Source organism: Endozoicomonas sp. SCSIO W0465 (genome assembly GCF_023716865.1).
Lineage (GTDB): Bacteria > Pseudomonadota > Gammaproteobacteria > Pseudomonadales > Endozoicomonadaceae > Endozoicomonas.
In genome coordinates, this window is the sequence record NZ_CP092417.1 from 3,262,653 (window position 1) to 3,275,411 (window position 12,759).

Annotated in this window: 15 protein-coding genes; 12 read left to right on the forward strand and 3 right to left on the reverse strand. The window is 54.8% G+C overall.

What is annotated here, in order from left to right; all coding sequences use genetic code 11:
* The first annotated feature begins 54 nt into the window (after window positions 1-54).
* Both MJO57_RS32780 and MJO57_RS14490 read left to right on the forward strand, forming a co-directional pair.
* On the forward strand, window positions 55-183 hold the full coding sequence (locus MJO57_RS32780; protein WP_256493297.1) for a hypothetical protein: 129 nt from the start codon (window positions 55-57) through the stop codon (window positions 181-183).
* On the forward strand, window positions 183-2,114 hold the full coding sequence (locus MJO57_RS14490) for a phage tail tape measure C-terminal domain-containing protein (protein WP_252026325.1): 1,932 nt from the start codon (window positions 183-185) through the stop codon (window positions 2,112-2,114). The genes MJO57_RS32780 and MJO57_RS14490 overlap by 1 nt, the downstream gene beginning before the upstream one ends.
* A 76-nt stretch (window positions 2,115-2,190) precedes the next feature.
* On the opposite strand, the gene MJO57_RS14495 is transcribed toward MJO57_RS14490, so the two are convergent.
* Both MJO57_RS14495 and MJO57_RS14500 read right to left on the reverse strand, forming a co-directional pair.
* Window positions 2,191-2,523, reverse strand: coding sequence for a type II toxin-antitoxin system HicB family antitoxin (locus MJO57_RS14495; protein WP_252026326.1), 333 nt, complete (start codon window positions 2,521-2,523; stop codon window positions 2,191-2,193).
* Window positions 2,520-2,774, reverse strand: a complete 255-nt coding sequence (locus tag MJO57_RS14500) for a type II toxin-antitoxin system HicA family toxin (protein ID WP_252026328.1) — start codon at window positions 2,772-2,774, stop codon at window positions 2,520-2,522. The genes MJO57_RS14495 and MJO57_RS14500 overlap by 4 nt, the downstream gene beginning before the upstream one ends.
* Before the next feature lie 70 nt (window positions 2,775-2,844).
* Between MJO57_RS14500 and MJO57_RS14505 the strand changes: the two genes are divergently transcribed.
* From MJO57_RS14505 to MJO57_RS14515, 3 genes are read left to right on the forward strand one after another with little or no spacing between them, the layout of a single operon-like run.
* The gene (locus MJO57_RS14505; RefSeq protein WP_252026330.1) at window positions 2,845-3,195 is read left to right on the forward strand and encodes a hypothetical protein; all 351 of its coding nucleotides are present in this window, start codon (window positions 2,845-2,847) and stop codon (window positions 3,193-3,195) included.
* Window positions 3,167-3,637, forward strand: coding sequence for a hypothetical protein (locus tag MJO57_RS14510; protein WP_252026332.1), 471 nt, complete (start codon window positions 3,167-3,169; stop codon window positions 3,635-3,637). The genes MJO57_RS14505 and MJO57_RS14510 overlap by 29 nt, the downstream gene beginning before the upstream one ends.
* Entirely contained in the window at window positions 3,607-4,911 is a 1,305-nt protein-coding gene (locus MJO57_RS14515; RefSeq protein ID WP_252026334.1) for a hypothetical protein, read from the forward strand. Before MJO57_RS14510 ends, MJO57_RS14515 begins: the two co-directional genes overlap by 31 nt.
* Before the next feature lie 112 nt (window positions 4,912-5,023).
* Here the strand turns inward: MJO57_RS14515 and MJO57_RS14520 are convergent, their stop codons facing one another.
* Window positions 5,024-6,361, reverse strand: coding sequence for a transposase (locus tag MJO57_RS14520; RefSeq protein WP_252017304.1), 1,338 nt, complete (start codon window positions 6,359-6,361; stop codon window positions 5,024-5,026).
* Window positions 6,362-6,386: 25 nt separating this feature from the next.
* On the opposite strand from MJO57_RS14520, the gene MJO57_RS14525 reads away from it, so the two are divergent.
* From MJO57_RS14525 to MJO57_RS14555, 7 genes are read left to right on the forward strand one after another with little or no spacing between them, the layout of a single operon-like run.
* Window positions 6,387-7,139 carry a hypothetical protein gene (locus MJO57_RS14525; protein WP_252026336.1) on the forward strand — a complete coding sequence of 251 codons (753 nt, stop codon included), beginning with the start codon at window positions 6,387-6,389 and terminating at the stop codon, window positions 7,137-7,139.
* Window positions 7,140-7,430 (forward strand): hypothetical protein, encoded by a 291-nt coding sequence (locus tag MJO57_RS14530; protein WP_252026337.1) that lies wholly within the window; start codon window positions 7,140-7,142, stop codon window positions 7,428-7,430.
* A gap of 2 nt (window positions 7,431-7,432) precedes the next feature.
* Complete coding sequence (locus MJO57_RS14535) at window positions 7,433-7,690, forward strand: hypothetical protein (protein ID WP_252026339.1); 258 nt, start codon at window positions 7,433-7,435, stop codon at window positions 7,688-7,690.
* A 45-nt stretch (window positions 7,691-7,735) separates the two neighbouring features.
* Complete coding sequence (locus MJO57_RS14540) at window positions 7,736-8,227, forward strand: DUF1833 family protein (RefSeq protein ID WP_252026341.1); 492 nt, start codon at window positions 7,736-7,738, stop codon at window positions 8,225-8,227.
* A gap of 16 nt (window positions 8,228-8,243) precedes the next feature.
* Window positions 8,244-8,672 (forward strand): NlpC/P60 family protein, encoded by a 429-nt coding sequence (locus MJO57_RS14545; protein WP_256493348.1) that lies wholly within the window; start codon window positions 8,244-8,246, stop codon window positions 8,670-8,672.
* Between the two features lie 13 nt (window positions 8,673-8,685).
* Window positions 8,686-11,058 carry a host specificity factor TipJ family phage tail protein gene (locus tag MJO57_RS14550; RefSeq protein ID WP_252026345.1) on the forward strand — a complete coding sequence of 791 codons (2,373 nt, stop codon included), beginning with the start codon at window positions 8,686-8,688 and terminating at the stop codon, window positions 11,056-11,058.
* Window positions 10,973-12,631 carry a hypothetical protein gene (locus tag MJO57_RS14555; RefSeq protein ID WP_252026347.1) on the forward strand — a complete coding sequence of 553 codons (1,659 nt, stop codon included), beginning with the start codon at window positions 10,973-10,975 and terminating at the stop codon, window positions 12,629-12,631. Before MJO57_RS14550 ends, MJO57_RS14555 begins: the two co-directional genes overlap by 86 nt.
* Window positions 12,632-12,759 lie beyond the last annotated feature (128 nt).

Genomic DNA, 12,759 nt, shown 5'->3' on the forward strand with positions numbered 1-12,759 from the left:
CGTGACGGCTGGCAGCGTCTGTTGTTCGATCTGGCTTTGCGCCTTCACAAAAGCGTGCAGGAAATTAAGTCGTTGCCCTGCAGTGAACTCACCGGCTGGATTGCCTATTTCAGCCTTCAGACTGAACCCGCCATGAGCTCTGAACATGACGACTACATCCAGCTTCGCAAGGTACTGGGATAATGGCTAGAAATCTGCGAATCGCCTCCGTTGTTGTAGATCTGGTCGCCAACAGCGCCCGTTATATTGTCGGCCTGCGGGAAGCGAACCGCGATACACAGCGCTACACCCGGCAAATGCAGCGCAGCTTCAGCAACCTGTCACGCAATATTGCCGGCATGGCGGCCGGGTACCTGGGATTTGCAGCCGCCATTAACCAGTTCAACAAAACGCTGGCCAACGCCAAGCAGATCGACATCATGGCGCAGCTGGCCGGGCAGTCGGTTGAAGACTTCCAGGCGGCGGCCTACGCCACCAACCAGTTTGGCATCTCCGCTGAAAAACTGGGTGACATCAGCAAGGACGTGCAGGACAAGCTGGGTGACTTCATTGCCACCGGTGGCGGTGAGTTCAGGGACTTCTTTGAGCAAGTGGCACCCAGGGTCGGTTTAACGGCTGAACAGCTGCAAGGATTATCCGGTCCGGACGTGCTGCTGCGGGTCAAAAAGGCCATGGAAGACGCCAATGTGCCGATGGAGCAACAAGTGTTCTATTTGGAGGCCATTGCTAACGACGCCAGCAAGCTGATCCCGCTGCTGGAGAACAACGGCGACGCTTATCACCGGTTGGCGCAGGAAGCCCGTGACGCCAACGTCATTATGTCACAGGCCGACATTACTGCCCTGCGCGAATCGGAAAAGATGATTAACCGGGTCAGCAACCAGTTGTCCACTTCCTTTGCCAAAGGTGTGGCCGGTGCCGCCGGACAGATTGAGTGGCTGGGCAAGGTCATCAGTGACGCGCTGGAGTACTTGGGTACACAGTTCGACAGCTGGGCCGAAGACCCGCGTACCCTGGAAGGTATGATTGAACGCGGTGCCGATTTAAAAGAAGAGCTGGACCACGTCAATGCCAGTATTGCTCTGCTGGAAAAAAATCCCGGCAGCTACAACGGCAGCGCACGACTGGCGGCGTTGAACACGCAGGCCATCAAACTGCGCGAAGAGATCAAGACGCTGGCCGAAAAACGCTGGGACCTTCAGGCCAAGGAAGCCGAAGCAGAAAAAAAACTGCAGGAGCGATTAACAAACCAACCGGGTACGATCACCGGTGGCAACAGCAGCAACGTGGCGACCACGGTCAAACAAACCACTGACAGTATCATTGGCGAAAACCAGCGCCTCCTGGACAGCCTGACCCGCACCTTTGCCACCCAGGAACAGCTGATCAACCAGAACTACCTGAAACAGGTCGAGCAGATCGGTGCGCTGCAACTGACCAGGGAACAGCTGGAAAAAGCCGGTTACGACAACCTGTTACAGCTGCAAACGGAGTATTTACTGCAGGCCGAAGCCGTGCGCGAAGAGGCACTGACCCGGCTGAAAGCGCAGACCGAAGCAGCCAACGACGAACAGGCCACCAGTTTCGACGGCCTGGCCAAGGCCATCAACGCCAGCACCGACACCATGGCCATGGCGGCCACCAACTGGGCTAACAGCTTCAGCACCGAGCTGGCCAATATGGTTACAAAAGGACAAATGGACTTCGGGCGACTGGCCGAAAGCATCATCAATGACATCCTGCGCATCGCCATCCAGGCCAATATCACCCAGCCATTGTTGCAGGGCATGGGTCTGGTCCCTGGCAAAGCCACCGGCGGCCCGGTCATGCGGGGCCAGACTTATTTGGTGGGCGAAAAAGGCCCGGAGCTGTTCACCGCCAGCAACAGCGGCAACATCACACCGAACCACAAACTGGGCGGCAACACCCAGGTCAATATCTACACCCAGCCCGGCGAGACGGCTGAAACCCGTACCCGGCAGACGGAACAGGGCGACATCATTGAAGTGTTTATGAAACAGGTGGACAGCCGTATGAATGAACAGATTAGCCGAGGCCAGGGACTGGCGCGCACACTGGAAGGACGGTATGCGCTGTCACGTAAAAGCTATTGAGTAGCCGCCAGACGCCACAAGAACCTTTGTGGAGCCTGAAAGACCATTTGCGCGGCATCAAGTAAATGGTCAGCCACTAATTCAGCGACTGACGCAACGCGTCATTAATCAACTGGTTCAGGCTGCGGTTACTGGCGGCGGCAGCGACACTGGCGGATTCGTGCAGATCCGGGTCAATGCGCAGGTTCAGCTTGCCGGAGAACGCCTTGCGCGGTTCAATGCCTTCCTCCTTGCAGGCATCCAGAAACACCTTCAGGGAGACCTTGCCTTCCTGGTGCAGGCTCTTGACATCCGCCGCGTAAAAATCAGCGCCGCCGTTCAGGCCGACGAATTCACCCCGGAACAGGTCAATCTCCGGATCGTAAGTAATGACGGCGATATAGCCGTTAATGGTCATCTGGTTAATCATGGCGTCACTCCATTGTTTTCCAGCCACCGGCGGATACTGGCCACCGCGCCCTTGTCGGTATCCGGTGACGGGTGTGGGCGGTGAAAGATCCGCACCTCACCGAACAGCACCACCTTGACCCGGCTGCCTTCACGTTCTTCGATCCGGGCACCAAGGGCAATAAACAAGCTTTCAATATCCGCCCAGTGAATGCTGCCGCTGATTGGCCTGGCAAAGAGCTTGCGCAGTGTCGTGGCATGCTTCTTTTTCATGGTTTTACTTCATCAACAGTATAGCCGCAATAGTACCGAATATTAGTACTACCAGCAATGACCCGTAATTATGGCCTACTACCCACCCGCACTGCCGGACCCGCTGGCCGGCAGCACCTTCGAAACCGCCGAACACCGACTGACCAGCGAAGGCGACATTGCGCCGCGCAGTCGGGTGCTCAACCCGAACCACCGCCAGACCCTGCAACTGAGCTGGACCCTGACCGAGCACCAATTCCGCATTTTTGAAGCCTGGCACCGCTGGCGGTTGCACGACGGCGTGTCGCGCTTTGATATCGCCTGGTGTGGCCGTGCGGGCCGGGCGCGGTTCATTGCGCCGGTGCAGGCCAGCCTGAACGGCAGCAGCTGGTCGCTGTCCAGCGAAGCCGAGATTGATTATGCCGTTTCCGCCGTCTATTGACCTGTGCCGCAGCGGTTACAGCCGCAACCTGAAAGGCGAGCAGACACCGCAGACCTTTGACGCCTGGCAACGCCAGCGGCGCACGGTGCGCAAGCGCGGTGTCACCGACACGGTGTGCTGGGTGGTCAACCAGGAGCAATGCGGTCAGCTGGAGCAGTTTCACCGCCAGGCCAGCGGCAAATACTTTGAGATTGACCTGCCTGCCTACAACGGCATGACCTCGACTACTGCAAGGTTTGACGGGCCGCTGACCATCAACCCGGTGCGGGATTTTTTTGAAGTCACCGCCAGCCTTTATGTGCCACAGCCACCGGTCATGTCAAATGACCAACTGGCCGGTGAACTGCTGGGCGGCATTGGCATCACCGACGGCACCTTTGATGACCCGCTGCACGACTTTATACACACCGAATGGCCCTTGCAGTGGAGTTCAGCGCCATGAGCCGACAGATTGACCAGGAAATCATCCAGGCCACGGATGAACTGAAAAACGACGTGGCACTGACCACCGAGATCATCACCGGCAATGAAAACACCGTGGTGGAGGTGGCACCGGGCAACACGGTGCGCTCTCCGAAAAAAATGATTGAGGACTGTTACCAGGAAACCCAGGAGACCATTGAACAGAAGTTCGGGTCGCTGGATCAGGCGGTGAATGATGCCACCGCTGCGGCGGATCGTGCTGACAGCGCCAGCCAGTCCGCATTGGACAGTGCCGGTGACAGCGCAACCAGCGCTATTACGGCCAGTGAAAAAGCGCAAGAGGCCGAGGCCAGTGCGACTGAAGCGGCCAGCAGTGAGCAGGCAGCGGCTGACAGTGCCACACAGGCGACGACGTCTGCCCGCAATGCTTTGGCCAGTGAAACCGAGGCCAACCAATCGGCCTCCGATGCGGCTGACAGCGCCACGGCAGCGGCAGCCAGTGCGGCCACATCAACCGGTGCATCCGGGCAAGCCAGTCAATCGGCAACTATTGCCACCCAACAGGCGACTTTGGCCCAAGCCTGGGCAGCCAATCCGGTTGATAACCTGGTAGATGATGAGTTGTATTCCAGCCTGCATTATGCCCGACAAAGTTCGGATTCTGCCGCCAACAGTTCCGCCAGTGCAAACCGGGCTGAAGCCAGCGCCACCCAAGCCAAGGCCAGCGAAAACGCCAGTGCCAGCAGTGCCAGCCAGGCACAGGGCAGTGCTACATCAGCAGGCAGTTCTGCCAGCGATGCCTTGAACTCGGCCAATAATGCCAAAGTCAGCGAAACCGCCGCACAACAGTCTGCTTCTGTCGCTCAGACAGCTGAACAGAATGCTCAAGAAAGTGCCGGCCAGGCTGGAGTCAGTGAGACAGCAGCTGCTGGTTCTGCCAGTACGGCTACACAGCAGGCAGATCGGTCAGAAAGTGAAGCGGATAGGTCAGAGGCAGCTGCGGCCAGTTTAAAAGCTATAAGTAATCCGAATTTGTTGATGAATGCTGATTTTTCCGTTAATCAACGTGCTATTTATGGCGGCATTGCTGGCCCAGGTCAAACTTACTTTTGTGATCGTTGGAAATTCTGGATTAATACAGGGCAACAGGTTAATTTCAACTCCTTTCAATATGGGCAATCGTCACAAGAAACTTATTATGTAAACCTAAGACCCGTTGGAAAAATAGACTTAAATATTGTTCACTATATAGAAGCTATTTATTTTGCTGGGTTTTTTAATGCTCGACTTTAGAGTCTGTATAAAACGATAATTCGGTCAGCTTTTTATAGTGAAGCAAGCCGAAATCAGTGAACTGTTTTTCCAAGTTCGTTATTACTTCCGTTTTTTGCCTAAAAGCCTTTAGTTATGCTGCTTCTGAATTATCCGGTATTAACTGGTCGATCAGATCGCGAAAATTGAACTCATATTTTTGCTTATATCTGTTCCAGCCCTTGCGAATAGAGAACCTCGGAATAATTCCTGAAAGAGCAATTTTCATCATGCCTGCAGTGGTTGTATCCGGGCTTCTCCAGGGTATCCGAGAAATATTCAGACATGCCTGATTTTTACAAACGGTTAATAACTGCAATAATGCATAGCCTGCCATTTTCAAATGCATCCATCGAAGCAGTGTTCGCAATTTCTGCTGCCATAAATGGCAACAGCCAAAAGCATGTTTGAGTTGGTGAAACATTGGCTCTACCGGCCATCTCCGGGAATAGGCACGAAGCACCTCCAGTCCCTCAAGTTCCGGATTGGTCGAGATGAATATTCTGCTTTCGGTCAGACCTTTGTCATTTTCAAAGCGACTCCAGACGACGCGTACTTCACGACCTTTAAGGAATCTGGCGCGACAGATCAGGGTACGATAACGTATTTTGCGAAATTTGCCGTACATCCATACTGTTGCTTTTTCTTCCGGCAGTTTCTTAACCTGTTCTGTCGTCATCTTGATGCCGTACTTTTTTGGGCGCCCTCGCTTCTTTACGGTGGGTGCTGGCGGCAAAGCATAGAGGGCCCGATTTGAAGGTATCTGACCAACAACTTCTATGTTCATTTCCAGAGCTGGCTTTATCAGTGTCCAGTTCATATACCAGCAATCGGTTAGCAGGCGTAGCACTCGATCCTTCACTTCATTGCGTACCACCCTGAGCATGGCCACGGCAATTTTCAGTTTGCTGGTGTTACCTGAAGCTGGTGTCGGAAATGAGATCACCGGTATGGCGGTAAATACTTCATCTGCAGCCCGCTCAAATATGATGGCCAGGGAAACCCAACACTGCCCCCAGATGTACGTCGGCCGATTGCGTTTCTTGCTGTGTTGATGATGTGTACGACAAGCAGGGGCTTTGTCGGAAAACCGTTCGATTACCCAGTCATCAAGCCCCAGGACCACAGGTTGATTCTCAGGAGCTTTGGAGCAGACCAGACGGATCAAGTGGCGTGCCAAGTTCTTCCATTGCCACTTGCCCTGAGATAGCCAGTGGTGGTAGCTGCTCCACACACAATGAAAATCAATTGTTAACAACGCCTGTGTAACAAAGCCGTCGGCTGAAAGCATGCAACCGAACAGCAGTTCGCAGAACGTTGGTACTGCAGTTGATGATAGCGCTCCAGCAAGAAAGGTTGTATATGAAGCGAGCTCCCTGAGGATTACTTGATGATCTGAAGTGAGCATGGCAACCATCTCGAATTTCGTCATTGGGGATGGTTGCTTTTAGCAGATTATGCGCCGGAACTATTGTGCTCTTAAAACTCTAAAGTCGAGTTTTAATGGTGATCGTCAAAACAAAAAAATGACATTATCTGTGGAAGTGCATAGCAGCACAATGGCAGGCGATATAAATCTTGAATTACTGGTTGAGTACACGGATGGAAAGCCCAGAAAAACGTTAAGTCAAATTGTCCATATACCAGCTAATGCTTGGACAGAGCGATCAGTCACATTAGATTTTTCAGATGTGGATTTATCAAATGTAAATTATTTGGCCTATCATCTTGTGCTTGGTTCTATTGCGACAGACGGTAATACCATATTAATACGTAGGCCAAAATTAGAATTTGGTTCAGTAGTCACCCCATTTATTCCCGACGATCCCGAAACCAATCTGGCTAAGTGTCAGAGGTATTTTCAAACTTCTTACCCTTTGGGTATAGCTCCTGGAACATCAACTTCCCCAGGAAATTCAGCGGTTGGAATAGCATTCAATACATCAGCAACGGGATGGTTTCAAAATTTCATTTTTGGAAGAACAGTATTTCCGGTAACCATGAGAACAAACCCAACATTTACTGCCTACAATCCAGACACTGGGAAAGTAAATAGTGCGGCACAATTACATCATGGTGGCGAGTTTGCATTGACTGCTGGAGCAGCTATAGGCGGCAATCAGTCGGGATTATCAATGGATGTTAATTTTAATACCGGTGGTGCTGCAAAAACACTTGTTTTGCATTACACAGCCTCCGCTGAACTTTAGATGATTGTTATGTATCAATTAACTGAAACCGGCGTCCTTCGCTTATCAGACCTAGCTTACATCCCAGACTGCACCGACAACTTCGACTGGCAGGAATACCAGCAATGGCTGAAAGAGGGTAATAAACCGCTACCAATGCCGGTATACATCGACAACCGCATTTACATTACCAACGGCCAAGCCAGACAGCAACGCATTAAACGAGAACAGCAGGCCAAAATCAAAGCCGAAGCCCTGGCTTTGAAAAAACAGGTTGAGACACTGAACACACTAGTCATGAACGAGGTGTAACCATGGCACGATTTGTATACAACGCCAGTTTGCCCATGGGCCAGTTGACCGCTGAAGGTGTCAACCATCTTCAGCAGGGATTGGCCAAGATTACCCGCGCCGCTGAATCGGTCACGTTGATGAGTGAGGAACAGATGACCGCTGAAGTGGGTGTACCGGTAGAGAACCAGGCCGGTTTTCGCAGTGCGTTAAACCAGCTGAAAACGGCACTGGCCGCCAAACCGTTTGATAACCTGTTGCCCAATCTGGACCAGGGCTAACCGTCTTGTCACTGATCACCGGCCACTGTCTACTGTTTACTGAAAATGACCCCCGCCGAAAAAGAAGCCTACGCCAACGCCGACGACACCCGCATCATGCTCTACACCCTGGAGCTGATGCACCCGCAGTTTACTCAACCGCTGCGCATTGTCGCCGACAACGACCCGCTGACTGCTGAGATTGAGACCGGCGACACGGTGGAGTTCACGCCGTTCTTTTTCAGCATCAAGCGACCGCCCATCAGCGAAGAGCCGGACCCGTCGTTGCAGATTACTGTCGATAACGTCAGCGGCTTTATGACGCCGTACCTGGACATTGCCAGCCGCTCCGGTGACAGCATTCAGGTGGTGTTCAGGCCGTACCTGGTGGACGAGGGCGACGACCGCATTACCCGGCTGTCCAGCATCAAGCTGGCGATCCGCAATGCCAGCGCCACCATGACCAGCGTGACGCTGACGGCGGCGCACATCAATCCGGCCAATCTGCCGTTCCCGAAAGAGAACTACACCAGTGACCGGTTTCCCGGTCTTAGTTGAAAGTGGAAAGTGGAAAGTGAAAAGCCCGACAATTGCACCCCCTTTAAACTTTCAACCTTCAACTTTCAACTCATACATTGGCCGACCCTGGGTCAATGGCCAGCAGGACTGCTGGACCCTGGTGCGGGATATCTACCGGGATTGCCTGCAGATTGATTTGCCCGCCATTGCCATCGATGCCGACAACCTGCGCCAGGTACTCAAAGCCTTTGAGGACGACAACAACCTGTCGCCCTGGCAGCCGATCCCGAAGCCGGAGCATTGGTGCCTGGTGTTCTTTACGCCCGGTCACCACCGCGCCACCCATTGCGGGTTGTGGCTGGATATCATGGGTGGGCGGTTTTTGCATTGTCACCGTCAGGCCGGTGTAGTGTTTGAGGACCGGGTGACGCTGGAGCAGAATGGGTGGGTGAACCCGACGTTTTATCGCCACAAGGATTTATGACGTTCTTTCTGTTATGAACAAACCTGAAGTGCTCTGGTTAAACAATCCGTTTGACCTGTCTGATATTACCCGTTATCCCGTAGAAAGCACCCTGACCATACAGCAGTGGCTGAACGATCATGGCGGTGAAATACGCCTGAATCGCTTGCCCACTGTGTGCGTGTATGGTGACAGGGAGCTGCTGCGGGCAGAGTATGATCAGCCTATTGACGAACCAGTCTGTTTTGTCACGCTGCCTACCGGTGGCGACAGCGGCACCAACCCGCTGGCAGCCATTGCCATGATTGCGTTGACGGTCTGGACTGGTGGTCTGGCAGCTGCCTGGTTAAATGTTGGGTATTCAGCATTTCAGGTTGGAATATCTCAAGCTGCCATCATGATTGGTGGCGGTATGCTGATTAATGCCGTGTTCCCACCACCGGGCCTGCCCAACAGCGCCACACCGTCCACCGGATCATCCACCTATTCGTTAGGTGCCCAGGGCAACGCTGCACGCCTCGGCTCACCGATCCCGGCCAACTATGGCCGCATGCGCATTTACCCCGACTTTGCCGCCAAGCCCTATTCAGAATACGAATCCAATGAACAGTATTTGTACCAGCTGTTCTGCATCGGCCAGGGCGAGAACCGGGTCAGTGATATCCGTTTGGAAGACACGCCGATAGAAAACTTCGCCGAAGTCACCACCGAGATCATCCCGCCCCTGGGCAGGGTCACGCTGTTTCACACCGCCGTGGTCACCGCCGCCGAAGCCGGTGGCCAGGACATGTCCGAAGCCATCACCCTGGGGCCGTACATTGTTAATGCGGTGGAGACTGAAATCAGCCGCATTGCCGTGGACGTGGTATTTCCCGGCGGGCTGATGGGTGTTAACGAAGACAACGGCGATGAGTACAGCGTCGGCGTCAGTTTGCAGATCAGCGCAGAAACCGTGGACGACGATGGCAATCCCACCGGCGGTGGCGTGACGGTGTTCAATGGCAGCATCAGCGACTGCACCCGCACCGCCATCCGCCGCACCCTGGCCGCCGACGTCGCGCCCGGCCGTTACCGGGTCACGGTCAGCCGCAGCACCGGAAAGGGACCGGACCACGAGGTGCGCAACTGTCAGCTGGGTGCCATCAAGGGCTTTCTGGTTGACGACAACGAGTACGGCGACGTGACCCTGCTGGCCATGCGCGTGCGGGCGTCGGCCAACCTGTCGGACAGCGCCAGTCGGCTGGTCAACCTGCTGAACGAACGACTGGTGCCGGTCTGGTCGCCCGACGGCTGGAGCGCGCCGCAGATCAACCGCAACCCGGCCTGGGCCTTTGCCGATGCCGTGCGCGCCCGCTATGGCGGCGACTTTGCCGACAGTGAACTGGACCTGGCCGGCCTGCACTATCTGGCAGCCCTGTTTGATGAACGAGGCGACCGGTTTGATGGCCGTTTTGATACCGAACAATCCCTGTGGGACGGCCTGGGCAAGATCGGCCAGGTGTGCCGCAGCGGACCGGTCAGGCAAGGCAACCTGATCCGCTTTATCCGCGACCAGCAGATAGACGTGCCGTCGCAGGTGTTCGGCATGGCCAACATGAGCGACTTCTCCGTCGATTACGTCATGCACGACGACCGCACCGCCGACGCGGTGAAGATTACCTACTGGGACGAAACCCGTGACTACAGCGAAACCACCATTACCTGCCAGTTGCCGAACGACACTGCCGACAACCCGCAGGAAGTGACGCTGTTCGGCTGCACCCAATATGAACAGGCCTGGCGGGAGGGCATGTACCTGTCCGCCAGCAACCGGGAGCGGCGGCAGATGGTGAGCTGGACCACCGGGCTGGAGGGCCATATCCCCACCTTCGGTGACCTGGTGATCATCAACCACGACTTGATGGGTGCAGGCCAGCAGTTTGGTGGCATTGTCGAAGCGGTCAGCGGATCGGTGCTGACCCTGTCCAGCGACGTCAATCTGGACGGTGAGCACTGGTACTGCATTGTGCGCGACCGCCACGGCGCACCCTCCGCGCCATTGCCGATAGAAGCCGTTGCACCCAACCGGGTGCGGGTGCTGGATACCTTGCCCTATATAGAAGAAGACAGCGACCGGGAGCCGACGCACTACCTGATCGGGCAGGGCGCAAAGGTCAGCTGGCCGGTCAAGATCACCGCCATCACGCCGGAGGCGGACAACAAGATCACCATTGCCGGTTGCATTGAATCGGCATTTGTCCACACCGTGGACCAGGGCGTGCTGCCACCGCCACCGCCGGAGGTGAAACCACCCACCACCGGGCCTGGTGATCAGCAATTTGTTGGCGACCCAGGGTGGCACGGTGCATGCACCGGTCATTTTCCTGTCCTGGGCCATCGCCGTGGGTGCCGACCGTTACCTGATTGAGTACTCCGCCGACGGCCGGGAGACCTGGCAACCGGCAGGTTCTGGCCAGTCGTTTATCAACCAGCATGAGTTTGCTGCTGAGGTGGGCCTGCTGACTTGCCGCGTTGCTGCCGTGGGTGCCATAAGCGGTGAATGGGCCGACATTGTCGTCAATGCCGGCGGTGATTTTGATACGCCGGGCCTGGTTCTGCCGGTGCTGGTTGAACCGTTTACCGGTGACGCGTTGAAGGTGCGGTGGGACCCGCAACCGGCGGCCGCCCGGTACGTGGTGCGGGTCATCAGCCACGGCATCGAGGTGCGGTCGTTGTATCTGGAGCGCAACATCAGCCAGTACAGCTACTACTACACCGACGCACAGCAGGACGCGGCTGGTCGCACTTTAACGGTGAAGGTCGCGGCAGAGAATGGCAACGGGGTGCTGGGAGCGTATGGTGAGCTGACGGCCACCAATCCGCCGCCAGCGGTGCCCGACAATGTGGAGGTGACCGGGCTGCTGAACACCCTCATGGTACAGTGCCACCATCCGGACGACACCGACCTGCGGGAGTTGCGGGTCTATGGTGAACAGCGCAGTGGCTTTACGCCGTCACCGGCCAATTTGCTGGCCACCTCTAAAAACGCTTTGCTGAGTGTGCCGGTGCCGGTCAACACCCGATGGTGGGTGCGCCTGGCGTGGGTAGACCAGTGGGGCGCGACCGATCTGAACTTCAGTGGTGAGTTTGAAGCCGAAGCCCGGCAAATCACCGAAACCGAGATCGGGCCGGACAGCATCAGTACGCCGATGCTGAAAGCCAATGCGGTGACCGCTGGCAAGGTGGCTTCGGATGCCATTACCGGGCGGGAGATTTCGGCAACGTCGACCATTACGGCGGGTACCGGAAATAACACGGCAGGTATGAATGGCTCAGCTTACCCGAATAATGCTTTGATGGAGAATATTCGTTTCTGGTCAGGTGCCAATGTTGATAATGTAAAGTTGGCACCGTTTAAAGTGGACAAGACTGGGCGTTTGTTCAGCTCTAACGGCGTGATTGACGGTACATTATATGTAGGTAACGGCAATGAATTGGTGGGTCTGTCTGCGTTAAATTCTGATGTCAGGTTATGGGCGGGCAATATTAACAAGGACTCAGCGCCCTTTCGGGTTTACCAAGACGGCACTATTTATGCTCAGAAAGGCGAATTTGAAGGCACTGTGTATGCCGATCACATTATTGGCGATGTTTATAAAACCTATCTGGTGGATACCTTGTCCAGTTCTTTTGGTACGTCCTGGGTTACTTTGGTTAATGCCAATGTCACCATACACCGAGTCTATTGCTACATTTCTGTATCGCCTATTGCCATTAACCAGCCAGAAGACCATACCGCTTATATTGAACTGTATATTAATGACGTGATCCAGGTCAGTGACAACATGAGAACTACCGGCGGTGCTGCCCGACAAATGTTTTCTGAATTGACGTCGGTGGGCACACATATTGGTACGGTGAATGTTAAAGTCAAGGCACGCATGAACAGTTCATCATCATCCATAGGCACCCGTAAAATTCGCGTATCAACGTTTCAATAAGTTAGTCGTTGCATTACCGACGGCAACTCCGAATAACACCCCTTGCAACAATGCCTGAACCCATCCTTTGAGCGCTTGTCCCGGTACCAGAATTCACTGGTCATCGGATAAAAGTCACCGCACTTTTT

What these genes read in the sequence shown, in the direction of transcription:
- MJO57_RS14540 (WP_252026341.1), top strand. Translation starts at nt 7,736, where the DNA reads ATGACCCCCGCCGAAAAAGAAGCCTACGCCAACGCCGACGACACCCGC.
- MJO57_RS14530 (WP_252026337.1), top strand. Translation starts at nt 7,140, where the DNA reads ATGATTGTTATGTATCAATTAACTGAAACCGGCGTCCTTCGCTTATCA.
- MJO57_RS14525 (WP_252026336.1), top strand. Translation starts at nt 6,387, where the DNA reads ATGCGCCGGAACTATTGTGCTCTTAAAACTCTAAAGTCGAGTTTTAAT.
- MJO57_RS14490 (WP_252026325.1), top strand. Translation starts at nt 183, where the DNA reads ATGGCTAGAAATCTGCGAATCGCCTCCGTTGTTGTAGATCTGGTCGCC.
- MJO57_RS14495 (WP_252026326.1), bottom strand. Translation starts at nt 2,523, where the DNA reads ATGATTAACCAGATGACCATTAACGGCTATATCGCCGTCATTACTTAC.
- MJO57_RS14500 (WP_252026328.1), bottom strand. Translation starts at nt 2,774, where the DNA reads ATGAAAAAGAAGCATGCCACGACACTGCGCAAGCTCTTTGCCAGGCCA.
- MJO57_RS14535 (WP_252026339.1), top strand. Translation starts at nt 7,433, where the DNA reads ATGGCACGATTTGTATACAACGCCAGTTTGCCCATGGGCCAGTTGACC.
- MJO57_RS14550 (WP_252026345.1), top strand. Translation starts at nt 8,686, where the DNA reads ATGAACAAACCTGAAGTGCTCTGGTTAAACAATCCGTTTGACCTGTCT.
- MJO57_RS14515 (WP_252026334.1), top strand. Translation starts at nt 3,607, where the DNA reads ATGGCCCTTGCAGTGGAGTTCAGCGCCATGAGCCGACAGATTGACCAG.
- MJO57_RS14505 (WP_252026330.1), top strand. Translation starts at nt 2,845, where the DNA reads ATGGCCTACTACCCACCCGCACTGCCGGACCCGCTGGCCGGCAGCACC.
- MJO57_RS14520 (WP_252017304.1), bottom strand. Translation starts at nt 6,361, where the DNA reads ATGACGAAATTCGAGATGGTTGCCATGCTCACTTCAGATCATCAAGTA.